General features: G+C 63.9%; 20 protein-coding genes. 7 read left to right on the top strand and 13 right to left on the bottom strand.

Going from position 1 to position 23,950, the window contains the following annotated elements; genetic code table 11:
• Nucleotides 1–20: 20 nt before the first annotated feature.
• Nucleotides 21–623 carry a LysE family translocator gene (locus tag V6S67_RS19775; RefSeq protein WP_334212044.1) on the bottom strand — a complete coding sequence of 201 codons (603 nt, stop codon included), beginning with the start codon at nucleotides 621–623 and terminating at the stop codon, nucleotides 21–23.
• Between the two features lie 136 nt (nucleotides 624–759).
• Here V6S67_RS19775 and V6S67_RS19770 point away from each other — a divergent pair, with 136 nt between their 5' ends.
• Entirely contained in the window at nucleotides 760–1,212 is a 453-nt protein-coding gene (locus V6S67_RS19770; protein WP_334212043.1) for an Lrp/AsnC family transcriptional regulator, read from the top strand.
• A 203-nt stretch (nucleotides 1,213–1,415) separates the two neighbouring features.
• On the opposite strand, the gene V6S67_RS19765 is transcribed toward V6S67_RS19770, so the two are convergent.
• Complete coding sequence (locus V6S67_RS19765) at nucleotides 1,416–1,736, bottom strand: hypothetical protein (protein WP_334212042.1); 321 nt, start codon at nucleotides 1,734–1,736, stop codon at nucleotides 1,416–1,418.
• A gap of 175 nt (nucleotides 1,737–1,911) precedes the next feature.
• Nucleotides 1,912–2,682 (bottom strand): uracil-DNA glycosylase, encoded by a 771-nt coding sequence (locus tag V6S67_RS19760; RefSeq protein WP_334212041.1) that lies wholly within the window; start codon nucleotides 2,680–2,682, stop codon nucleotides 1,912–1,914.
• Between the two features lie 1,034 nt (nucleotides 2,683–3,716).
• On the opposite strand from V6S67_RS19760, the gene V6S67_RS19755 reads away from it, so the two are divergent.
• The 3 genes from V6S67_RS19755 to V6S67_RS19745 all read left to right on the top strand — a co-directional run bounded on the left by V6S67_RS19755 (nucleotide 3,717) and on the right by V6S67_RS19745 (nucleotide 10,045).
• The gene (locus tag V6S67_RS19755) at nucleotides 3,717–4,361 is read left to right on the top strand and encodes a recombinase family protein (protein WP_334212040.1); all 645 of its coding nucleotides are present in this window, start codon (nucleotides 3,717–3,719) and stop codon (nucleotides 4,359–4,361) included.
• Between the two features lie 180 nt (nucleotides 4,362–4,541).
• Nucleotides 4,542–4,949 carry a TnpV protein gene (locus tag V6S67_RS19750; protein ID WP_334212039.1) on the top strand — a complete coding sequence of 136 codons (408 nt, stop codon included), beginning with the start codon at nucleotides 4,542–4,544 and terminating at the stop codon, nucleotides 4,947–4,949.
• 194 nt (nucleotides 4,950–5,143) lie between these two features.
• Nucleotides 5,144–10,045: a helicase-related protein gene (locus V6S67_RS19745; RefSeq protein ID WP_334212038.1), complete on the top strand. Its 4,902-nt coding sequence runs from the start codon at nucleotides 5,144–5,146 to the stop codon at nucleotides 10,043–10,045.
• 101 nt (nucleotides 10,046–10,146) lie between these two features.
• On the opposite strand, the gene V6S67_RS19740 is transcribed toward V6S67_RS19745, so the two are convergent.
• Complete coding sequence (locus tag V6S67_RS19740; RefSeq protein ID WP_334212037.1) at nucleotides 10,147–10,458, bottom strand: hypothetical protein; 312 nt, start codon at nucleotides 10,456–10,458, stop codon at nucleotides 10,147–10,149.
• 454 nt (nucleotides 10,459–10,912) lie between these two features.
• On the opposite strand from V6S67_RS19740, the gene V6S67_RS19735 reads away from it, so the two are divergent.
• From V6S67_RS19735 to V6S67_RS19725, 3 genes are all read left to right on the top strand, one after another.
• Nucleotides 10,913–11,341, top strand: a complete 429-nt coding sequence (locus V6S67_RS19735; RefSeq protein ID WP_334212036.1) for a MobC family plasmid mobilization relaxosome protein — start codon at nucleotides 10,913–10,915, stop codon at nucleotides 11,339–11,341.
• Nucleotides 11,338–12,996: a relaxase/mobilization nuclease domain-containing protein gene (locus V6S67_RS19730; protein ID WP_334212035.1), complete on the top strand. Its 1,659-nt coding sequence runs from the start codon at nucleotides 11,338–11,340 to the stop codon at nucleotides 12,994–12,996. The genes V6S67_RS19735 and V6S67_RS19730 overlap by 4 nt, the downstream gene beginning before the upstream one ends.
• Nucleotides 12,997–13,066: 70 nt before the next feature.
• Nucleotides 13,067–14,266: a hypothetical protein gene (locus V6S67_RS19725; protein ID WP_334212034.1), complete on the top strand. Its 1,200-nt coding sequence runs from the start codon at nucleotides 13,067–13,069 to the stop codon at nucleotides 14,264–14,266.
• A gap of 79 nt (nucleotides 14,267–14,345) precedes the next feature.
• Here the strand turns inward: V6S67_RS19725 and V6S67_RS19720 are convergent, their stop codons facing one another.
• From V6S67_RS19720 to V6S67_RS19680, 9 genes are all read right to left on the bottom strand, one after another.
• Nucleotides 14,346–14,795 (bottom strand): DUF4913 domain-containing protein, encoded by a 450-nt coding sequence (locus tag V6S67_RS19720; RefSeq protein WP_334212033.1) that lies wholly within the window; start codon nucleotides 14,793–14,795, stop codon nucleotides 14,346–14,348.
• Nucleotides 14,792–16,528 carry a type IV secretory system conjugative DNA transfer family protein gene (locus V6S67_RS19715; protein WP_334212032.1) on the bottom strand — a complete coding sequence of 579 codons (1,737 nt, stop codon included), beginning with the start codon at nucleotides 16,526–16,528 and terminating at the stop codon, nucleotides 14,792–14,794. The genes V6S67_RS19720 and V6S67_RS19715 overlap by 4 nt, the downstream gene beginning before the upstream one ends.
• Nucleotides 16,529–18,022, bottom strand: coding sequence for an ATP-binding protein (locus tag V6S67_RS19710; RefSeq protein ID WP_334212031.1), 1,494 nt, complete (start codon nucleotides 18,020–18,022; stop codon nucleotides 16,529–16,531).
• Nucleotides 18,022–19,527, bottom strand: coding sequence for an SCO6880 family protein (locus V6S67_RS19705; protein ID WP_334212030.1), 1,506 nt, complete (start codon nucleotides 19,525–19,527; stop codon nucleotides 18,022–18,024). Before V6S67_RS19705 ends, V6S67_RS19710 begins: the two co-directional genes overlap by 1 nt.
• Nucleotides 19,524–21,113, bottom strand: coding sequence for a hypothetical protein (locus tag V6S67_RS19700; RefSeq protein WP_334212029.1), 1,590 nt, complete (start codon nucleotides 21,111–21,113; stop codon nucleotides 19,524–19,526). The genes V6S67_RS19705 and V6S67_RS19700 overlap by 4 nt, the downstream gene beginning before the upstream one ends.
• Nucleotides 21,106–21,837, bottom strand: a complete 732-nt coding sequence (locus tag V6S67_RS19695) for a hypothetical protein (protein ID WP_334212028.1) — start codon at nucleotides 21,835–21,837, stop codon at nucleotides 21,106–21,108. The genes V6S67_RS19700 and V6S67_RS19695 overlap by 8 nt, the downstream gene beginning before the upstream one ends.
• Before the next feature lie 19 nt (nucleotides 21,838–21,856).
• Entirely contained in the window at nucleotides 21,857–22,132 is a 276-nt protein-coding gene (locus tag V6S67_RS19690) for a hypothetical protein (RefSeq protein ID WP_334212027.1), read from the bottom strand.
• The gene (locus tag V6S67_RS19685; RefSeq protein ID WP_334212026.1) at nucleotides 22,129–22,677 is read right to left on the bottom strand and encodes a hypothetical protein; all 549 of its coding nucleotides are present in this window, start codon (nucleotides 22,675–22,677) and stop codon (nucleotides 22,129–22,131) included. The genes V6S67_RS19690 and V6S67_RS19685 overlap by 4 nt, the downstream gene beginning before the upstream one ends.
• A 2-nt stretch (nucleotides 22,678–22,679) precedes the next feature.
• The coding region (locus tag V6S67_RS19680; RefSeq protein ID WP_334212025.1) for a MinD/ParA family ATP-binding protein at nucleotides 22,680–23,950 on the bottom strand (1,271 nt) is incomplete at its 5' end.

The raw sequence follows: 23,950 nt of genomic DNA, 5'->3' as shown, positions 1-23,950 counted from the left end.
TCCGATGGCTGGCCTGTCCTCTAATGCATCAGACGCTCCAGCAGGAGGAATACGCCGATGAGGATCATGGCCGCACCGGAAACACGGGTCACGGTCCGGGCAGCCGCGGGGCGGGTGCCCAACACGGCGCGGGCGCCATAACCCACACCAAGGTAGATGACAGCGCAACTGGCCACATGGACCAGCCCGAGTGCAATGATCTGCCCAGCAACCGGCCAGGAACCATGGGGATCAGTAAATTGTGGCAGCAGTGCCAGAAAGAGAAGGAAGACCTTCGGGTTCAAACCGCTGATCCCGGCGCCCTTGAGAGCCTGCCGTCCCCAGCTACCGCCCATATGCACGTCACCGGCGTGCGGGACTGAAGGGCTCCTGAGCATCCCCACTCCCAACCAGACCAGGTACGCGCATCCCACCACGGTCAGCACTGTCAGTACGACCGGCGACCCGGCAACGAGGGCGCCCACCCCGGCCGCGACCACGACCGTGGCCGCCAGGTGTCCGGCCAACAAGCCCGCCACGGCCGGGACCACCGTCCGATGGCGCAGGCCCGCGGAAATCGCGTAAGCCCAGTCCGCCCCCGGTGTGAGCACAAACAGAAACGACACCGCCCAGAACGCGGCCACTGTCCCTAACGGCATAGCTCTCCCTCTCCCAGTGACGGCCCAAGCGTCTGGACCTCAGAAGAGCCTAGGGAAGTTCGCCCCAAATGTGCTTCCAACTTCTTTGTCCCATTCGGGACGGTGAGGGAGAATCTTCTTCATGGACGGGACGGATAAGAGTATTCTTGCTGAGCTGCAGCTCGACGGCAGACTTTCGCTGACCGATCTGGCCGAGCGGGTGGGGTTGAGCCTGTCGCCGTGCCACCGCCGACTGCGGGCTCTGGAACAGTCAGGAGCCATCAGCGGTTACCGGGCGCACGTGGACGCTGAAGCATTGGGACTGACCTTCGAAGCCCTCGTGTTCGTCACCATGCGCGACGGAGACCACACCACGATTGCAGCCTTTGAAGACGCCATCACCGGTATTCCCAACGCCCTCCGCGTCCAACGTCTCTTCGGCGACCCCGACTACCTCCTACAGGTCGTGGCCCACGACATTCGCGAGTTCCAACGCCTCTACGACGAGCAACTCTCCGCTCTCCCTGGCGTCCAACGACTGAGCTCCACCCTGGTCATGAAGAACGTCATAGAAGACCGACCACTACCCCTCTAAACGAACCCGCACAGCCGGTCTCCTGCACTAGTCATCAACCGGGACAACACACAGGAAAACGCGGCTCCTGATGGGGCCATATGTAGCCGTCCTCCCGGGGCCAAAAAAGGTTGACACAGCCAGAGATCTCGGTGTCGATGGCCACCCGTAGCGCGAGGAGGTCCCTGAGAGGCAGATCACCAAGACCGACGTTAAGCATGCGGTTAGCTTCGGCTTTGTGCCGTGTACTCCGGGCAAAACGTCACAACGCCGACGGCTTCGATCGTTAGGCCCTCCACGATGTTGAACGAGGTTCCGGGCTTGGGACTAATTCGCTCTAGGACTTCCTTTCGCATACCTCCGCGGCCGTAGATGGCGCAGATATCGAGTGCCATGTCGACCATCGTGCCGATGTCTCGGTATCCAAGATCCGGCTCTTTCTCTACAGCGAGGTCGAGGAACGCCTCACCGACATCGGGGTCTAGTCCCCGGTATGGGTCCTTCACGGTGTCCAAGTAGGAGGTCGGTTTTGGAGATGAGCTCACGGTAGGTCTGGATACCGCGCTGGGCGAACTGGATGCGGCGGAAGACGTTGTGGACTCAGCTGGGTCCACAGAGGGCTCCGTGCTGCCCTGGCTGCACCCAGTGAGCAGCAGGCTAGCGAGCAGCACAACAGCAAATTTTTTCAAGACGCCCCTAGGTGGTGTGATTTCGCCGATTTTAACGTCGAGTTGAGCCCTTCCCGGACAGGACACCCGCGACCTCGTGGAATGCCTCGCGGCGTCGTGCGTCGCGCGCATGGCGCACTTCCGGATCCGGATGTCGAAGGGCGGTCCGCCCAGGATGGTACGACTCAACCGCTACGTAGCGGCCTGCGGTATCAGAGTGTTTCCTGCTAAATCGCTTCCAGAGCAACTGGGCCTCGCGGCCCTGCAGGAGCACCACTTTGAGATCCGGCAAGAGGTCGATCAGCCGACGGAGTGGCTCGATGCCCTCGGTGACCTGGCGGCTGCTGAGTCCCGAGCTCTGGTCGTGTCGGTACCAGGGGTAGGCGTTCCACGGTGTGATGTCCTTTGGGGCTAAGCCCGCGTTCTCGAGCAGCTCACATTGCAGGGCCGCTGTGTCGTCATCGTTCTCGACGCTCAGCATGCCCGAGCCCCTGTCCTCACTCGTCATCGGACCGGGGTCGCGGAGCACGCTCAGCACGGGTGCTTCGGCGCCACCGTGGTTCGGCGCGACGTAGGGCACCCAGCCGCGGCCCGTCGGCGGCTCGTCCTCCCAGAGATCCTCGACGAGGGTGTTGATGGTTGTGATGAAGGGCAGGTGGACACCCAGTTTCATCGACTCACGGAACTCGGAATCCTTCATCTTCCTGGTCATGCGTGTGACCCTATCCGGCAACCTCATCAGTTCGCGGAACGCGAGGTTGTGGGGGTGGTGAGTCTCGGATGTCCGGAACTCACCACCCCTGCGCCTAACAGAGATGGTCATGCAGTAACGGGCGAATCTTCTCCCAAAGGCTAACGACGATGCTCGGGTCGCCAACCATGAGGGCGTGTATCTCGCGCCCAACTACCTGAACTATCGAACCTCGAAGAAGTCCTACTCGGACCTTCCTGGCCCGGGTGCCTGCTGCAGCCCGCGTTTTTCCTGCCTTGCCCTGCCTGTGTCTTGCTTCCATGTGCTACCTACTTTCATCTGGGCGATGAAAGAAGGCTTAGATGTTACTGATGCCTAACCATCTGGACCTCCAGGCCGGTTGGAACCGGCAACTGACTGGCTTAGACTGTTCGGATACTGAAGAAGTATGTACATCTGAACTTCTGCCTTCTTTCTTATTTGGGTCAACGTCAGATGGTCACAAAGAATCATCGAGGTATTGGACACCTCAATGATTCATATAACGCATATGCAGTTGGTAGTAATTAGAATGACACTTGCATATTGATACTGTCAAGCCCGGGGTATTCCCCGGGCTTTTCAGGTTAAGTGGTGCCATATATAGGCCTGTTGAGATTGCTGGTTTTACAAAATCTGTAAGTTTTACTTTTGTAAAACTTGTAAGATCATCAATCTTGGAATCTTGGAATCTTGGAATCTTGGAATCTTGGAATCTTGGAATCTTGGAATCGATACTTCGTTGCGTTGGTTTCTTGAACTTACGGGCGGCCAGATCAGGTGGCTCCGATGTTCGTCTTCACCTGCGAAGCCTGGAGAACCCCTGGTGCGGCTCCTGCCGTTGGCGCAAGGCGGTCTATAGACCTGACGTTTGACTCTCGGGCTTGGTGTCGCATTCACCACTTCCAAGGTGAACCTCATGCGTCGCGGACAACTTGTCGTGTCTGACCGTGACTCGGGGTGTGCATAAACGATCGTTTAAGCGCCAGTAGGTTCTGCAACATCGAAAAAAACGGGGGAGTCTCGTATTGTGCATCTCTAACCAAGTGCGAAACGTGTATGGTCGTGATGCAAGGAGAGGGCAGGTCTAGACGGGTTCTGCTTCTCAGAGAGTGGGGGAGGGTGACATGGATCGACCAGAACGCCTCGAGGGCGTTGACGAGCCACGGCTGGTGCCTGCAGGCGTCTCTCTGGGCTACGCCCGAGTGTCGACGGTCGACCAGAGCCTCGAGGGGCAGCGCCGCCAGCTCGTCGACGCTGGCTGCTACGACGTCTACGCCGACCACGGGAAGTCCGGCGCGACGATGGCACGCCCCGAACTCGAGCAGTGCCTCAGAGCCCTGCAGCCGGGGAACACGCTCGTCGTGACCAAACTCGACCGCCTCGGACGCACGGTCAGAGGGCTCGTGGAACTACTGGACTCACTGCATGAGCGCGGTGTGAGGTTTCGGTCCCTGTCCGAGGGCATCGACACAACCACCCCGTCAGGCCGACTGATGTTCAACATCATCGCCAGCGTCGCGGAGATGGAGCGCGAGCTGATCCGGGAGCGGACGAAGGCCGGCCTCGCCGTCGCCGCGGGTAAGGGTGGTCGACCGCCACGCCTGCAGCCTCACGACGTCGTGGAGGCCCGCAGACTCCGGGAGAAGGAGAAGCTGACGGTCGAGGCCATCGCGAGGCAGTTCAAGGTTCACCGGTCGACCATCATTCGCGCACTGCGCACAGATGGCCTCGCCGGCACCGGCTACAAGGGGCAAGCCAGTGATCAATAGAAGACCAGTGATGCCCAGCGCTTCCAACGACACTGAAACTATTTCAGTGCTGTGTACCGTGGAAGCAGTATTCCACCGGTATCAGGGAGACCTCGATGGCGCGATCGCGCAAGCGCAACCAGATAGATGGTCAGGCAAGTCTCGATGCATTTCTTTTCGCACCACCAGAGGAGGTTCTCGATGAACAAGTACGGCAAGTTCGCGCAGGAGACGTGGAAGATGACCGCACCGGCGCAGTACGCCCTGATCCCGGATCCGGAGGAGTGGTTCCGGGAGTTGGGGGAGAGGGCGATGTTTCAGGTGGGGGAGCTGCAGTACCAGATCGCGGGTCCGGACCCGAAGGACGAGACGTACCTGCAGAAGGTGGGCCGGCTGAACGCCTCGAGGATGCAGGCCGAGGAGATAGTCCGCGCGGAGATGCTGACACCGGACGTGACGGAAACGGAGGGCGACGACTCGGAGGAAGACGAGGAGGATCGTCGGCAGACGGAGATCTGGGAGTTGCAGCGCTCGATCAACCGGCAGCGGCAGGATCTGATCGACCTGTACAGGGAGCAGGAGATGGATCAGTACAACAAGACCTCGTAGCCGCACGAGGAGAAGACGGCACCCGTTTCCTACCCGTACGGCAGGACGACCTCGCGCCCTCAGGTGCCCGTGCTCGGTTCCAGGCGAATCTCGCCGCGCTTCGTACGCTGCGCCAGCTGCAGGATCAGGAGAGGAGTGCGACAGCCTCAGAGCGTGAGGTCCTGGCCCGGTGGGGGAGTTGGGGGGCCACCGGTGTGGCAGAGGTATTCGATGAGAGCCGCCCAGAGTACGAGGCTGACCGCGTCGAACTGCGCGAGCTGCTGAGCGACGACGAGTACCGGGCGGCGAACCGGACCGTCATCAACGCCCACTACACAGACCCCGCCCTCGCCACAGAGATCTGGCAGACCCTGAATACGCTCGGCTTCGACGGCGGCCGCGTACTCGAGCCCGGTTCCGGCGCTGGAACGTTCATTGGCCTCGCGCCCGAGTCCGCGACCATGACAGGCGTGGAATTGGATCCGATTACCGCCGGCATCTCCCAGGCGCTGTACCCGGACGCTGACATTCGCGCCGAATCATTCGCTGACACCCGGCTTCCCGCCGGCTACTTCGACGCAGCGGTCGGCAACGTCCCGTTCGCCAAAACCAGGCTGCACGACCCGCGACACAACACTGGCAACCACTCGATGCACAACCACTTCATCATCAAGTCTTTGGCTCTCACCCGGCCCGGTGGGGTAGTCGGTGTCATCTCCTCCGCGTTCACGATGGACGCGCAGAACCCTGCAGCCCGCCGAGAGATCTACGAGACAGCTGACCTGCTCGGTGCCGTCCGGCTGCCGACCGGCGCCCACCGACGCGCCGCCGGCACCGACGCACTCACCGACGTTCTGGTGTTCCGCAAGCGGCTCCCTGGGGAGGAGCCACTGGATCCGCAGTGGCTGGAATCGCGCGTCATGCCTGGCGTCGACGACGTCGCGCAGGATCTCGCTGAGGACGTCGCACGCATGAACGCCTACTTCCTCGAGAACCCGCAGCGAGTGCTCGGTGAACCCGTGGTGGGTCATGGCATGTATGGATCCGCAACGCTCACCGTCCGCAGCGAGGATCTGCGGTCCGTCCCGGAGCAGCTGCACAACCAACTACAGAACATCGCTCAGAGCGCCGTCGACGCCGGCAGGGGAGCCGTGGAGCGTCAGGACGGGCAGGTCATCGAGTCCGTTGCCATTGTCCCGGCGGGCAGTGGCCTGCAGGTCGGGCACATCGCCGTCGCGGAAGACGGCACGTTCACCCAGGTAGGTCTCGACGGTGCCGTGGCGCCATTGGCCGTGGCCAAGACGCAGGAGCGCGAACTTCGTTCCTTGCTAGGTCTGCGTGACCTTGCCCGGGCTGTTCTGTCCATCGAGGCGAGTAACGTCGAAGACACTGCCGAACTGATGACCGGACGCGACCAGTTGCGGGCCGCGTACAGCGGTTACGTCGACGCCTTCGGGCCGATCAACCGTTTCACCGAGCGTCGCACGGGCAAGACCAATGACGCCGGCGACGACATCATGGCCAGGATCACGCCGCGCGCCGTGGCGATGCTCAGGAATGACCCGTTCGGTCCGCTGGTGATGGCGCTCGAGAACTTCGACGAGGCGACCCAGACGGCGTCCCCAGCGGCCCTGCAGCGCGAACGGCAGGTGCAGCCCCGCCAGCCGGTCCGCGGCGTCGACACACCCGCTGAGGCGCTGGCCGTCACCCTCGACACCGTGGGCGAGGTGGATCTGTCGTCGGTTGCCGAACTACTGGGGATTGACCGGGATGCAGCGCGCGCGGCGTTGGGTGACCTGGTGTACGACGTCCCGGGCGAGGACGGCGCGTTGGAGACACGCGCTGAGTACCTCAGCGGCAACATCCGCGAGAAACTGGACGCCGCACACGCCGCAGTAGACGAGAACCCCGCGTTCGAGCGGAACGTCACAGACCTGCAGTCCGTGCTGCCCCTGCCATTGGGCGCCCACGAAATCGAGGCGCGCCTCGGGTCGGTGTGGATCTCCCCGGTCATCCACGAGGAGTTCCTGCGCACGATCCTGCGTGATCCCCGTGCCCGCGTCGACCGGATCAGTGGAGCGAGTTGGGATGTGCAGGCGAACAAGCAGATCCTGACGGCACGCAGCGACTGGGGTACCGTGCGGATGCCGGCCGGTGAGATTTTCAAGAACGTGCTCGAGCAAAAGCGCGTGCAGGTCACCGACCCCGACCCGGACCACCCCGAAACGCGGAGGATCGTCAATCCGACCGAGACGACCGCGGCGCAGGAAAAAGCCCAGCTGATGCAGGATCGGTTCGGTGAGTGGGTATGGGAAGACCCCGAGCGTGCGGTAGCTCTGACGGACGAGTACAACCGCCGGTTCAACTCGCTCGTGCTGCGCGACTATACGGTCGAGGGCGACCGGTTGACGCTGCCCGGGCTCGTGAAGAACTGGAACCCTCGACCACACCAGCGGGCCGCTGTAGCGCGGATGATTTCTGAGCCGTCCGTTGGGCTGTTCCACGAGGTCGGTGCGGGTAAGACCGGCGAGATGGTGATGGGCGCGATGGAACTACGACGCCTCGGTATGGCGCGAAAACCTGCCATCGTCGTCCCGAATCACATGCTGGATCAGTTCGCTCGGGAGTGGTTGCAGATCTACCCGCAGGCGCAGATCCTTGCCGCGTCCTCAGCCGACCTCACCGGCGACAAGCGCCGGCAGTTTGTGGCCCGCGCGGCCGCGAACGACTGGGACGCGATCATCATGACCCGCACCGCTTTCGAGCGGATCCCACTGTCGGCGGAGTCGAAAGCCGCGTACCTGACCAAGGAAGGGGATCGGAAACGCGCCGAGCTTCTCGCTGCGCAAGAACGGGCGGAAGACGGAGGTGCACGGCTCAGTGTGAAGAAGATGGAGAGCCGCCTGCAGTCCGATGAGGAGATGGTCAAACGTCTCCTCGATCACCCGGAGGACCCGGGGATCACGTTCGAGCAGACGGGCATCGACTACCTGATCGTGGACGAGCTGCACGACTTCAAGAACCTCGAGACCACGTCGAACATTCGGGACGCCGCGATCGATGGCTCTAAGCGCGCCTCAGACCTTCACGCGAAGGTGGAGTACCTGCGCGACACGCACGGCGACCGGGTGATGACTGGCGCCACGGCGACGCCGATCGCCAACAGCGTGACCGAGATGTATGTGATGCAGCGCTACCTGCGCCCGGACCTGCTGGAAAAGGCCGGCATCAACGACTTCGACACGTGGGCTGCGACGTTCGGTCAGGTGGTCTCCGAGATGGAGATGACCGTTGCCGGCGGCGACAGTTTCAAGATGAAGGAACGGTTCGCGAAGTTCCAGAACGTCCCCGAGCTGCTGAAGATGTTCCACACGTTCGCGGACGTGAAAACGGCCGAGGACCTCCAGCTACCGGTGCCCCTCATCGAGGAACGCGAGGACGGCCGCCGCCTGCCGCGCATGATCACCGTCGAACCATCCATCGAGCTCGAGGCGTACATCGCGGACATTGCAGAGCGCGCCGAGAAGATCCAGGCACGCTTGGTTCCCGCAACCGAAGACAACATGCTGAAGATCTCCAGTGACGGACGGAAAGCCGCCCTCGACATGCGCCTCGTCGACCCCCAGCTGGACGCTCTAATCGGGGCCACGAAGATCAGTGCCACCGCTGACCTGCTGACGACCGTGTACGAGGAGAATAAGAACCGCATCTACACAGACCCGGCGACGGGCGAGCCGCACCCGACACCGGGCGCCTTGCAGCTGGTGTTCTGCGACCTCGGCACACCGTCGGACAAGTGGAATGTGTACGACCAGCTGGCCCAGGACCTCATGGACCGAGGAGTGCCGGCAGACAAGATTCGGTTCATGCACGAGGCCAAGAACGACGCAGAGAAAGGCCGGCTGTTCGCGGCCTGCAGGAGCGGCGACGTCGCTGTCCTCATCGGGTCGACGCAGAAGATGGGCGTCGGCACGAACATCCAAGACCGCGCCGTGCACCTGGTCGACCTCGACGCTCCATGGCGCCCAGCTGATGTGTCCCAACGTCACGGACGCGTCGTACGGCAGCACAATCAGAACCCCGAAGTCGGTATTTCCCAGGTCGTCACCAAGGGCTCCTTCGACACCTTCATGTGGCAGACCTTGGAGCGGAAGAGCAAGTTCATCGACCAGATCATGCGCGGCCGACTCGACGTCCGCGAGATCGAGGATGTTGGCGACAACACTCTCTCCTTTGCGGAAGTCAAAGCGATTTCTAGTGGCAACCCTCTGATCCTGGAAAAGTCGAAAGCCGATCAAGAGCTATCTCGCCTCACGCGGCTGGAAACCTCGTTCCAACGCAACCGTGCCGCGCTCACCTATCGGAAGGACAGCGCCCAGAAACACGGCGAGTCAATGGTCGCTATCCTCCCGGCGTTGAAGGCCGCTGCAGCTCGCACGTCGCCCGAGGTGGGTGGCGATGACTTCCGGATGACGGTCGACGGACGCTCCTACGGCAAGCGAGCTGATGCGGTCGACGCGCTGCGGACGTGGGCGGACCGGAACGCCTCCGGTCGCCCTCCAATCCACGGTTCCAGGGATCTCGGAGTCATGGCGTCCCTTGGTGGTCACGACATCCGGTTTGTGCAGGGAGAGGCCAAGATGGTCGACCTCGGATCGTCACGCGTGGAACTGCAAATCGACGGCGCACCAGGTGTTGCCGTCGAGCTGAAACGGACCGATGCATTGTTCCCCACGGTGGGCGTGATCCAGCGCCTTGAGAACCAGGTAAAGCGGCTCCCCGACGAGGTAGCGCGACTCGAACAGAAAATCGAAGAAGCCCGCCAGGAGTACCGCGACGCTGCAACAGCGTTGCGCCAGCCGTTCAAGTATGCGGAGACTCTTGATGCGGCAAAGTGGGATGTCGAGCGGATCACACGGACGATGAACGGCGAGGAGAATCCTCAGCCGACTATCGACCCGGAACTGCTAGCCCACCGCCGGCGGATGCGCGAGCAGTTCCCGCAGCAGGGACGGAACACCTCTGCACAGCCGCCACGGAACCCTGGGGATCAGCAGAGCCCGAAGCAGCCCCCCGCTCCCGAGCGGAAGGACCGGGACGACGGTGTGGAGCGCTGACCCGTTTCCAATCCTCTGGCGAATAATCCGGATGTAGCTGTAAGACGAACGGAAACACCGAACGCGGTGTTTCCGTTCGTCTGTTCCTCGACCGCGGGCGGTTAGCCGACCGAGGCTACCTGTGCGGGGCTTTCCTCCGACGACTGCGACGTAGCTCCCTGCCCCGCCGCCCGGCGTGTACGTCGCTTGACGGCCGCGCTGTTATCAAGTCCTAGCTTCTTCAGTTCGTCCTCACTCCAGCCGTCTTTCGTCGCGCGGACGTATGCCTTTTTGTCCTCCCTTTCTGCCTCTGCGAGCTGCGCCTGGAGTTCGGTGACTTGCTGCCGAGCCTTCACCAGCGCACGCACGGATGCGACCCGGGAGTCGAGCAGTTGGCGGGCTTGAGTTTCTACGTTCTCAATGTTGATTGTCATGTCCTGAACTTTAATCCCTGACGCCCCCAGCTGGAACCCATCTTGTCTTGGTCATAGTTCCTTTCGGCACGCCTGTGATCACTCGGCCGCGAAGTGAATTGGCCAGTGGGAGAGCCCGGATCGTGGAATACCGGAGCGCAGCGAGGATATGCCGCGAAAGCCGGGCTCGGAGACTTGCCAAGAGAAGGGCGGTCAGTACCGTTATCAGCCGAAACGGAACGGCGCAGCCGGTCAAAAATCGACAGGCGCGAAGCGCCCATGACAACGTTGACACCCCGAGCCCCGTGGTGCCGCTCGAAGGGGCATGCGGAGCCCCGGACGGAGCAAGCTATACAATTATGCATGCATAACTGGCTCAGCGCTCTCGACACTGCGTGGCGAGTGCGGCACACTGGGAGTGTGGTCCCCGGTTCCGGGGTCGCTGCGCTGGGCTTCTTGAAAGGCGGTGGTTCTGGTGTCTGATCCGGTCTCGGATGACACGGGAGCTACCGCGCCGGGGGAGCCACCGCGGCGGTCCCGTCTGGGTCGGCGGCGGCGTGAGAACGCGCCGAAGGGCACCAAGACCAAGCGCGAGCTGTGGGTCACCGCGGAGGAAGAAGCCCTGCTGTTGGTCCGCGCCGAGCGTGAGGGAGTGTCGGTGCCTCGCCTGCTCATCGCAGCGGCGACGTCGGAGACGGTGGAGACTCCCACGGAGCGGCGTGCCATTATCGCGGAGCTGATGGCCGTGCACACGCTCCTTGCGCGAGTGTCGAACAACGTCAACCAGATCGCCAGGCACGCCAACGCGGGGGAAGAGTTTCCGCAAGACGCGAAGGCCGCGCTGGCTTACATTCGCCAGGTCGCCGGGCGCGTCGAGAAGACAATTGACGGGATTGACACGTGATCCCGAACATCACCCGTGGGTCGCGGATGAGCGGTCTGATGGTGTATCTCACGTCGACGGACGCGGACAAGACAAAGAACGCGCACACGGATCCGCACCTGGTCGCCGGGGATGCGGCAATCATGGCGTGGCACGACAACGGGACGATCAGCCGAGAAGATGCGCTGGCGATCGCCAAGCACCTTGACGAGCCGCACAAGAAGTTCGGCGTCGAGGTCCTGCAGAAGGATCTCCGCTGGGACCCGGTACAGAAGCGCAAGGTCGACCACGGGCAGAAGCAGGCCGACGTGTGGCACTGCTCGCTGAGCTTGCGCGCGGGGGACCGCGAGCTGACGGACCAGGAGTGGGGAGACATCGCCAACGAGTTCGTTGACCAGATGGGCTTCACCGAGACAAGCGGGAAAGCACAGTGCCGGTGGGCAGCCATCGACCACGGCGTGAGCGCCGGCGGTAACCACCACATCCACATCGCCGTCTCACTGGTCCGGGAAGACGGCACAAAGGCATCTACACACGGCGACTACCGACGCTCGCAAGAGGTGTGCCGGGAGTTGGAGAAGACGCACGGACTGGAACAGCTGTCCACGCTGCGGGCGACGCGAGGATTCGACCGGGCCGAACCGCAGACCGCGGTGCGCAACGAGCGGGAGATGTACCGGGCGTCCCTGTCCCGGAAGGTCCGCGCGGCCGCGACCGGCGCGGTCACGGAAGCGGAGTTCGTGCGTGCTGGGCGGAAGTCCGGTCTACTCATGCGCCCGCGCTACGAGAAGGGAACTACCGACGTCGTGGTCGGCTACTCGGTAGCCGAACGACCCACTGCCGGCGAGCGACCCATCTGGTACGGCGGCGGGAAACTTGCCGGCGATCTTGGCCTCGGGCAATTGCGTGAGCAGTGGAGCGACACTGCAGAGGGTGCGACGGAAGCAGCCGCCGAGTGGAACGCCGCTGCACGAAACCGCAAACCCGTCACACCGGAGACGACAACTGATACAGCTCGGACGCCGACACCGGAGCTGTGGGAGAAGTACACCGCTCAGGCAAAAGAATACGCCGACCGGCTGCACTCGATTCCGGTGACCGACCATGCAACGTGGGCCAAAGCTGCACGGGACGCCTCCGGCGTGTTTGCCGCGTGGTCTCTGCACAGCGAAGCGACGCCCGGGCCGCTCGCGGCGACTGCGGATGAGTTGTCGAAGACCGCGCAGTTGCGGGACCGCCGGCAACACTCCAAGCCGGTACGTCTACCGTCTCTGGCGGGCGCGACGATGCTCGTTCTGGCTGCGGGCAGTGACAGCAAGAGCGCCGCACACGCCGCACTGATGGTGCAGCTGATCCGCACCAGCAAAGCTCTCTACGAGATGCACGTCGAATCCCGGAACCTGCGCGAGAGCCAGAACCTGAACAGGGTTCTGATGAACGAGCTGCGCCCGGCCTACACGACGCTGATCGCAGACTTGCCTAAGGCGGGTCAGGGCACCCCTGCTCCGCCCGCCCCGGTTTCGGGGAAGACCGGGGAGCCTCTCACCCCGGCGCAGATCGCCGCACGCGGAAACGTGCCGTGGCGTCCAGGCAGTGCCGTGCCGACGAGGCTCCCGTCCCGTACCCGGCAAGAGTCACCGCTCGTCGCCAGGGGTGAGCCTGGCCCTGAACGCTAGAGCGCCGGCCCGGTGCACGACAGCTGCAGTCACCAACGAATTCGAAGTAACCAACGATGGGGAGTAGACGATGAGTGAAGATGGAATTGACGATGTGGTCGAGCGCGGGATGCGGCAACTTCTGACAGCCACGTTGCAGATTGCAGAGCGCGTTGCCCGCGCACGTCAGGACCTGATCCGGCGCCAGCGGGACCAGCAACCGGCAACGGAGCGCGCACAGCAGGAGCACCTGCGCTCGGTGGCTGCGGATCGAGCGGACATGCGGGCCGTGCTTGCACCAGTGGAGGAATTCCAGTGGTGGAACAAAGCGTCGGCCGAACGGATCGCCGGCGTCTACGAAGCGGCCGAGGCATGGAAAGACTACGACCCCGCAGCGCTGCAGGCATCAGCGCGGATCCGTGACGAGGTCAAAGCCCGGTATGGCATCGACACCGCAGACCTGCAGGGCGACGGCGCCTACCTGCAGGATGCCGTCGGGACGCAGAAGGACGCCGCCGCCAGCACGGAGGAGCTTCGTAAACATCACGACACAATGGCTTTGATCGCGGCCGCTCAACAAGCGGAGCTGCAACGCGAAGCGCAGGGGCTAAGAGGCGAGATGGAGCGACTGCAGGTACCCGAGGCGTATCTTGCTGACTCGACGCTCCTCGAGGCGCTCAGAGGGGCGCGTGACGCCTCCGACGTCGATGCTCGTACCGACGCGGAGCGGGTAGTGGCTGAGCGTGTCCATCTGATTCAGGAGGACGGGCTGCAGGGCCCCACCATCGACCAGCTGCGCGACGAGATCGGAGGCAGCTACTCCGGCGCCGACGACAGCCTGTTCCAGGACGCCGCATTCGTCGCGGCCGCCAAGGACTGGCACGAGGCCCGCGTCCTCGCGGAAGGCGGGTTCGTGACGCAGGACAAGGGATTGGAGGCTCGTTACGAGGCAGCCGAGAAAGACCTGTTCAGCCGTATCGACGCTCTTGGCCGTGACATCGAGCGCGACGTTCTCAACGACCGGCCTGACACTCCAGTCTCGTCCCATTCGCAGCAGATGCCCGTCGACCAGACACCCGCCTACGGGTCGAGCGAGCACCGGAAGGCATTCGCGGTGAAACTCGAGGGCACCGGAACACCCGAGGAGGTCAAGGGCAGGCTCGTGGCCGCCGCGGACCAGGGAAGCCATCCTCGAGAGGCCACGCGACAGACCGTGAAAGTTCCAGCAGCTCCCCGTCGTGCTCCCTCGTCGCCGGTCCGCGAAACCACCAAGAGCGGACCCACCCGCTGAGGAAACACCTCGCGCGCGAACACTCAACGAGAAGGCCGCCCCAGATGCTCTGGGGCGGCCTTCTCGTTGAGTGGAACTGTTAGGTAGCCGGGTCGTCGCGTTCGTCTGGGAACCAGCCGGTTGGGGCGATCTCGGCTTCGAGTGTCTTCGGGGTGGAGTGTCCGTCTCCGCAGTTGAAGAACGGTCCTTCCGGATCCAGTAGGACCCGCATGTGCGGATCCGCATGATGCAACCACCAGTCACTGATGCCGGTGCCCGCCTCGAGGCGCAGTGTCTCCCAGGCACGCCACAACGCTGTGATGCGGGAGATCGCCTCGGGGTGCAGGAACCACCGGCTACACCAGCGCAACTGCTTGCCTCGCGTGCTGCGGGTGAAAGTGGGTAGCAGCTGCTCGTGCAGGAACTCCTCCGCGGATCCGTACACCAGCTGTGGAGCCGCGTCAGCGGCCGCGGTGCCTGTCGCTTCTCCGCTCACGGGTTCGGGAACCGTGCTTACATCATCGAAAGCCCCGAACTCCTGAACGGTCATGCCGCGTCCTCCTGTGACGCATCCTCCCGCGGCGCGTACTTCGCCAGTGACGCCTCCACTTTCTCCTTGTGAACCCCGGTGTACCAGGGTCGGGTTTTGAGCAGTGTTGCGGGGGAACCGGAGGCCAGGACGACGGCGCGGCCGCGGTCCAGCTCGGCAAGGTTCGACACGTCGAAGATGCGTTCCTTGGATTCCTGCCTCGAGCGGGACGCACCGCTCTTGCCGTTGGACTGGGAGACGCTCGTGTACGAGTAGTCCCCGATGAGGTCTGACAGGGCACGCAGGAATCCTTCTTCCGCGACGCCACCGCCGTAGACCTTGATATTCGCGGCCGACCAGATCTTACGCATGTTGGGCTCTCCCCACAGCTCAACGCCCTGCGACCAGGACTGCAAAATGGCCATGACGATGATGCCGCGGGAGCCGTAGTGGCTGAACTGGTCCGGTAGGCCCGCCCACTTCACGACGTTTGCCAGCTCGTCGAGCGCGAACAGTGCCGGCGTCTTCAGCCGGCCGCCCATCCGCTCTGCGCGTTCCTCGAGCGCCTCAGCGACGGCCACGGTCAGCGCCGTGGTTAGCGGCGCCGCTGTGCCGACGCCTTCTTTGGACAGCAGGTACAGGGTTTCTTGGGATTGGGCGAAAGCTTTCGGGTCGAACTGAGGGCGCGGGTCGTCGGCGGCCACACCACCGGCAGGGGTAACCCAGCGCAGGGTATTGCGGTTCTTCAGGCACTGGACCATCTTCTCGGCCGTACCGAAGATGCCGTCGCGCTGCTTCTCGGTCAGATCGATCGTGGACTGCAGGCCCGCGGCTTGCAACGGGTAGTCGTGAGCCTCGAGGATCTCTACCGGCTTCTGGCTCGTCTGCTTCGTGACCCACATGTAGACGTCCGTGATGGTCCGATTATCGAGTGCGGCCGCGAGGAACAAAGAGGACAGTAGGTCCTCGGCTTTCGGATCGAAGTAGGCATCCGGGCGGGAGCCGGGCGCCCTGGACGCGGTGGCGAAGTGGGAGGTCAGGCGCGCGGCCTTGTCCTCGTCCGTGACGTAGCTCAGCGGGTTCCACCACCACGTAGGTTCTTCCTGTGCGATCTTCTGCGGGTCGAACACATGGACGGCGGCGGTGAGCTCACGCACTCCGCGGGTCGCGTCGACGACGTCGCGCTTGTTCGACGTCGACACCACAACGCCAGGCGCATCGAGAATCGCCGGGATCACCCGCGACGTCGACTTGCCGGTTCGCGGGCCCCAGATGTCGAGGCTGAGGTCTTCCCACGGCTGGTAGAACGTCTGCTTCGAGGAGATCACCGTGCCAACGACGATGCCGTTGCTGTGCGTCACACCCAGCCGCTGAGCTGTGGCCTTCGCGCCTCGCTCGGTGTACGCCTCGAGGGACTTGCCCTTCCCGAGATAGCGAGCTGCTTTGTCCACGCGGGCTTTCTTGCCCGAGCGGGTGACCACAAGGATCACCGTGGTGATCAGTCCCGCCACGGCCAGCACGGCCAGGGACACGGCAATGACCGTGGCCTGGACCGGCCACGGCGTCTCACCCTTAATGAGCCCTTCGATCAGGGTGCGGATGTTCGACGGTGGCGCTGGCAGGTTCGCCAGCGCAGACCCCCAATGCAGGGACACCCACAATCCGCCCAGAAGTGCGGCCAGGAGAGCCGCAACCGAGAAGACCGCGATGCCCTGCGCGTAGTTCTGGGTGCCTTTACGGTTCGGAGCACTCATCTATGCCGCCTCCTCCTGCAGTTGGTCCGCGTCGTTGCGCGACTTGAGGTTGGACTCAACATCGCTGCGCGCGTCCGTGGGGTGCTTGTCGCGCTCAATGTTGGTGAGCGTGGTCTGAATGGGAATGCCTACCCGGCCGTTGACCTTCAACAGGATCTTGCCGGCTCCCGGCGGGGGCAGACGGCGCCCCTGGGCGTCGAGGGCGGGCGTCCATGACGGGGGCGCGTTGAAGCCGGCCACCGTGTCCATCTCGCGCTCGTTGAGCGGTTGGATGGCGCTCAGATCCTTCAGGTCATCGCGTGAGAGCGCCATCAAGCCCAGCAGGGGGCTGCGCTCGGTGAAGCCCTTCGCCGTCGCCCGATCCTTCTCGTTCGGTAGCGACAGGAAGTCCTTGGGCGAGTGGGTGATCTTCAGCTCCGAGATCCCGAGTCCGCGGTTGGTGCGGCCAAGCCGGTCGACGCGGTCGATGATGCCCTCACAGGCGCGCATCGGGTACCAGAACTCATCCTGCACCGCGAAGTACCCGCCCCAGTAGATGGACGGGTCATGACGGGACAGCTCGTAGTGGGCATCGATCGTGGCGAAGCCAATCGTCCACGTCGCGAGCATCGCGGCCGACAGGAGCTTGGTGTTGGACTCCGGGATGGAGGACGTATCGAAGCAGAACCCGCCAGGATTTCCGACCTCGAGGCGCAGGCTGCCCTTGTTACCGACGAGGGCGCCCATCGTGCCGCTCATCAGCGCACCAAGGGAGCGGTGCAGCATCCGGTATTCCTCCTGGAACTGCTCCGGGCTGTGGCAGACCGTAGCGGACAGGACCTCCGGTGGCGGCGCGTCGAACGCAGCCAAGACGTCGCCCAGCCATGGCTCGGCCGAACGGTCGATCACTGAGCGGATCAGCGCGGCCAGGGCTGCGTCCTCGCTGTCACGTATCGGCTCCCCGCGGCTGATCTGTACGACCAGAGCCACCAGGTCAACGACCTTCGCGATCGCCTGCCGGCGCATGTCCGCGCCCAGGGTTCCTCCGACGCGCTTGGCGGCGTCCCCGAGGGCGCCGAGGTCGAGCAAGTTGATCTTATGGACGCTATCGGGGCCGATGCGGATACGTATGCCGCCCATAGCTTCCACGGCCTCGCCGTGCTCGTTCTTGATAGGGTCGAAGATCGCTGGCGCGATACCGCGGGCGGCCATCGAGTACATCATGCGCTGCGCAAACGATGACTTGCCGTTGCCGTTGAGACCGAAGAGCATCATGGACGGCGCGGAGATCAGGCCCGCGTCGTACCAGGTCTTCATATCCCCGCACACCGCCGTACCGACGTTCATATCCCGACCCAACGGGGTGCCCACGTTCGGGCGGGACGTCCCGGCCGCGAACGGGTAGACACCGGGCAGCTGGGCCGAGGTGGCGTACCAGGCCGGCGGCTGAGGGACTGCTCCCCAGCGTCCGCCGCCGAAACCGGTGAGTCCACGCGGGGACTTGATGTGCCGCATCAGATCACTCCTTCCAGCCACAAAGGCTTGTTGCTGTACTTCCAGGGCAGGATGCCGAAGGGCAGTGTCGTGTGGAACGCGGCCGAGCCGGCGTGCTCCACGAACCTGTACGGCATGAGCAGCTGATTCATCAGCGACTTCACCTGATTCACAGCCTCACGATGGGCTTTCTCGTTCGCCTCGAACGTGACCGTGACCATCAGGGAGAACATCGACAAACGCGCGCCCTGCGCCAGCTCCTGCTCCGTCTTCTCGGCCATCGCTAGAACCTTCGTGTCGAACGATGTGGCGCGGCCTTTCTTCGTGCCGATCTTCCACTCGGCGGTCCGCACCAGACGGTTCACCGTGCGGGCCGCTGCGCCGGGATCCACGGGACGGTAGATGATCGCCACGCGCTTGCGCAGGAACTTCGGGTTCGGGCCGAACAGCCGGTCAAAGGACCGCGCCGTGATCTGAGACTCGGGCGGAACGGTCATCATCAGCGTCATGGATGCCACCCCGTCGTGGTACACGACCCGGCCTTGCGAATCGTCGAAGAACTCCGGTCCCGACTGATCCCACGACCGCACCATCTCCATGCCCGTGAGGCTGTCCAGCGCCAGCTCCTGGTCACGCGAAGGCTGGTAGGCCAGCTGAGCGACGTTCGACAGTTCCTTCTCCACGAGCGGGCGCGGAGCACCGGCACCGGCGTTGGAGAGCATCTGTGTGTGGCTGGGCATTCTGGCCGCGATCTCCGCGACCGCCGGCGACAGGTTGTCATCCGTGGCCCCGAGGGTGGCCGCGTCCCAAACGAGGGAGGCGTACACGTTCACGACCGACGTCCGCGCGGGCAGCGTGCCAACAGCTTCGTCGAGGACCTGCTTGGCGAACGCCGGAGCGTTCGGTGCCACGTCCTCACGCACCGCCGCGCACAGGCCGGCAGAGGACTCCGATGCGGAGTCGACGACGACCGTTGCACCCGAAAGGCCAGCCTCGACGCTGAGAGAGGAGATCCACGCGCCGTAGTGCGAGACCTGGTTGTTGATCGTGGCTTGCTCCTGCATGGCCGCACCATCGGGGGTGCAGCCGAACACGGCTGTGACCTGCTTAACGGACTTGTGGTGCAGGAGCGTGTACTCCCGGCCGAGGCCGTCCTCACCGGAGATGGTGTCGACGTTGACCAGCGCCCCAGGCAGCCGCTGCCCGTGTTCGCGGGGAAGGGTGGAGAGAGCCCCGGTGACGTAGAACGTCTCGCCGCGCTTGTGGCGTCCTCGCAGACTCGCCCGGTTGAAGACCTTCTCCGCGATCGAGGATCCGCCGAACTTCACGAGCCCCAACAGCACCACAAGGATGGTTACGAGGATCATGATGAGTCCCAGTGTGTAGAGCTGCCGTAGGAACGACAACAGCGCCAGCACGATGCCGGAGCCTGACACAATCAGTCCGCCCAGACTCAATCCGTATAGGCCCGGAGCCGCGGGGCGAAGCCAGTTACCGAACTTGTCTTGCTCGACCGTGGAACTCATCCGCCGATCACATCCTCACCGTTGACGTCCTTGGCACCGTCCGCGACGGACTTGCCTGCTGATTCGATAGCGGAACGCGCCGCAGCGCCTCCACGAGTACTTCCCCCTGAGGTCCCGCCCGTAGGCGGGACGGAGGTGCCGGCGTTTCCTTCACCGGCGGCAGAGGCTCCACCGGCGACACTGCCCCCAGCGGTTCCACCGCCGGCATCGGCACTCGCACTGCCAATTGCACCGTCCGCTGCAGGCGCAGCTCCTCCAGCCGCGGCGTCAACTGCAGGTGTGCCCCCGCCGTCCGCTGCGGGTACAGCCCCGCCTGCCGTGCTGTCAGATCCAGGGGAGCCCGACGAGCCCGTGGTTCCGCTCGAGGCGGCATTCCCAGACGCGGCGGTCGCATTATCCGATGACTCAGGCGAACCAATCGCCCCGTCAGGCGTCGAGCCCGAAGAGTCCGATGCTCCACCGGCTGGAGCCGAAGGGGTTTCCGACGAACCTCCTATCAAGCTAGGAGTACCCGACGTACCGCCCGCTGTGGGTGCGGCGCCTTCTCCAGCCATGGTGGTGCCGCCGGTGCCTGCGGTCCCCGCGGTGCCGGCAGTGCTGACGGTGCCGGCGGTGCCGGCGGTGCCCGCGGTGCCTGCGGTGGCGGCCGCGCTACCGCCACCAGTCATGATCGCCGCACCCGCTGAGACAGCCGCACTACCCACAGCGGCCCCAGCTGCCAGAGCCATGGATCCGCCTGCAGCGCCACCAAGTGCGGAGGTGCCGGGGCTGATGAGGCGCATTAGTGCCGGCAGTGCGACAACTGCAAGCACCAGCAGGAGAAGGCCGTTCAGGACCCCGCCGATTCCGTCGTCCCCGGACTTCAAGCGCCACGCGAAGGCGTAGACAATCGCAGCGACAGGCTTGTAGAGGATGAAGGCGACCATCCACTTGGTGAGCTTCGAAAATGCCTGCTCACTGCCCTGGATCATGGACGCGGACGCCACGAGCGGCCACACCGCGATCAGCAACGGCAGAATCGTCGCGCGAATCAGCATGATCAGCCACTGAATCGCGGTGGCAATGATGCCGAAGATTCCCGCGATGATCGCCAGCCCGGGACCGATGGTGCTGACCGTTGCAGCGGCGGTTCCAAGATTGCCGAGACCGTCGACGGTGACGCCGGCGCTATCGAGTACCCAGTCGGAGAACTGGTCCCCGATCGTAAGGACCAGCTGTACCGCTGCGGTTCCCACCGTTGTGACTAGGACGACGGTGAGAAGTGATTTGCCGACACCTGCGGCTTTGTCTCCGCGGAAATGAATCATCGTCCACACCGCTGAAATCATGATGCCGATGATGGCGAAGAAGACGCTGATGGTCTGCAGCTGATCAGTCAGCCAGGTCACAGCGTCGCCGTCGAGACTGACCAGCAATCCCACATCTAGCCATGAAGTGAGGAACTGCTTCATCAGGCTGTCCCAGCCGCCCATCATCGCTTCACCGAGGCTGTTTGCCCCGGAATCGACCGCAGAGCTGACCGCTCCGCCGGCGATGACCTCCCCGGCACAACCGATCACGCCAAGTGGGCCCGAGCAATCAGCCATTCGCCTCACCCCAGGAGATGAAGTCGCCGGCGGCGGGGGTTGTCGGTTGGCCTTGAAAGATCCTTCCGTCGTCGAGGACCTGAAGCTTCCAGTCCCCATCGATCCAACGGAAAGTTTCGGGGACACCGACGTATCCCGTAGGGCTACCGGGGTTGGCAGCTACAAGAGTGACGCGAGCTTCGTCATCGCTGAAGGAATCAACGATGAACCCGGAGAAGACTGCCGGGCTGGTTGCCGGTGCCTCGCCCGCGAGAGTTTTGCGGTACACCTCTTTGCCTGCAGATTCAGCGATGTAGACCTCGATGGCCTCAGGCTGATTCCCGGTGTTCCCTTCAGCGATCAGGCTGACGCCCATGAGGGCCGCGCCGAGGGGTGAGCGTGCGAAGCAGACGCCGTACCCGCCCTCGTCCTTCGTGGGCCCGTAGGTATCGGATACGGGCCATGTCCAGCCGTTGGCAGCTTCCCAGCGAAGGTCCTCTGGTAGGTCCGGCATGGCTGATATGTCGCCCGCTGGAACGTCGCATTCTCCGTCGGCGGTAGCGCTCTCCGTCGACTCCTGTGAGGCCGACGGGGGCGCTGCAGGTTCATCCTGGACCGGGTTGGTCACGAGGAAGACGGCCATGATGATGACGACCGCGAGGATCGCGAGCGACGCCCACAGCGTGATCCGTGGGCGTAGGCCACCACTGGTCTTCGGTTCTTCGGTCTCCGAAATTTCACTCATAGGATCGTCGCTCTCCGCTCTAGATTCCGACAAAGATCGGGGCGATGACCCCGGCCAGGCCCAGCATCATCGCGCCGACAGCCCACCAGCCGACCTTGCCCATGAACTCCGGGCCCTGTCCGTTCCTGTGAGCGAAGAACAGGCCCATCGCGAGAAGCATCAGACCGATGACAGCGATCGATCCGCCGATGGTCTGAATCCAGAACTGCACTGTGTCGAGGCCGCGCTGAACTTCGACGGGGAGGGGAGCGATCTCCTGGGCTGGGACAGAGATGAGAGTCGAGACCTTGTTCATTTCATTTCTCCTTCTAGGGTTACGCCGGCTTTTGTCAGCTCGGCGGTGATTTTGGTGAGGTCTTTCGGTGGAATGTCAGCCGTCGTCGCCTGAGCGGCGCGTCGGATGAGAAGTGTGGGTACCCACGGTGTGTGAGCCAGAGGCACCGCGCCGGCCAGAATCTTCAGCTCGTCGCTGATGACCCGTGGTGGTCGTCCGGGAGCTGCTGCGACCGCGAGGGCGCAGGTGAAGGCATTGGCGCCGTGGTGGGCTATCGCCTTCTTGGCTGCACTAATTCCATCGACGGTGCTGCGCAGCACCAGCACGGTCCCGCCTCGAGGTGAGTCGCTGGGCATCCAGGTGGTGACAGAGCCTCCATCGTGACCGTCGAGCACGGATGCCCACACGGTCGCTCCCGCCCCGCCATGCGCTGAGAGGAACAGCGGCCTCGGTGAGGACAATTCAACGACCGCAGGCTCACTGATGGTTTCGGGCGTCGGAGCCGGCGCGGTGGGTGCGGCAGCTTGGACTGCCGTCACCCACGGGTTCGTGTTCTGGCTCGTCATGTTCATAGGCCCTGCGCCACCGCTGCTGTCGCACGAAGCCATGCCCGCCGTGTCGTCGGGGTCAGGGCGTCGTGAACGATACGCCCGGATTTCAGTGCCGGGTCGTAGGGCACGGTCACGACCTCACGCACGTAGGGTCGGAAGCCCTCAGCGATACGCTCGGCGATCGCGGCTTCTCCCGGCTGCCACTGGGACACGATGACCACCGCGTTTTCGGCAAGCTTCGCGGCGTGCTCGTCGCGTTCCTGTAAGGCTCGCAGCGTCAACAGTGCGGCCTCGGCCCGATCCTCCATCGTGGTCGTGGGAACGACGAGCTGATTGGTGTGGTGGATCATCCGCGCCCAATCAGAGCCTCGATCGACGTTCCCCGAATCCATCACGATGAGCCGGTAGTACTTCGCGGCCACGCGGTGGATCAAGTCCACGTCGTCGCCGGTCATGACGTGAGTGCCGACCAGGCTGTCATCCGAGCGCAGCACGTCGAACTTGTCGGCGGGCTGGTGGTGGACGTAGCGGGACATGTGCCCGGAGACGGCGTCCGTCGACAGAAGGTTCGCGCTGTTGTCCAGGACGTCGAGGACCGTCGCGGTGTGTCCGCCCTGCTCGGTGCGCCAGCCCAGCGTCCCGACCTCGGGGTTGCCGTCATAGGCGAGGACGCCGCCGCCGCCGTAGCGAGCGAACGTAGCTGCGAGGTTCTTCACGGTGGGTGTCTTGTTCGCTCCACCTTTGCGGTTGGCGATCATCACTGTGCGTGTCCCGGGCCAGTGCCGGGACACGGCGTCGATGTGGGCACGCTCAGCTAGTTCTTCAGCCGAAGGTGCCATGCGGAATCCCATCGATGCCATCCAGCCGCGGAAACCCCGTGTGGCCGGCTGCACAGCTGCCTGCGTCGTCAGAAACGACTCGGCTTCCCGCAGCGCCCGTCGCCCGGTCGGAGGCGTCTGAACGGCGGTGAAGGTGGTCCCGGCAGGGTTGCCGACCGGGGTGCGGGGAGCCTGCGTGGTGGCCATCGACGGCCGTTCCACTGCACCGTCGGGCGCTGATTCCTCCTCCTCGACCTCACCCTCGGGAGAGACAACCAGACTGGTCAGTCCGGACTCGTCCATGGTGCTGACGCGTACGGGTCTGCCTCGCCTACCCGCTTCCTCGATCACGCGAGCCATCAGCAGGCTGCGGAGCTCGGCGTGGCTCTCTCCACGGAATGTCTCTTCCCGGGCGTCGATGCTGAGAGTGCCGGTGTTGTCGGTGTTGATGATGGCGCTGATGACCGGTG

The organism is Arthrobacter sp. Soc17.1.1.1, assembly GCF_036867195.1.
In the GTDB taxonomy this organism is placed as follows: domain Bacteria; phylum Actinomycetota; class Actinomycetes; order Actinomycetales; family Micrococcaceae; genus Arthrobacter_D.
This window is presented reverse-complemented; position numbering and strand designations above follow the sequence as displayed.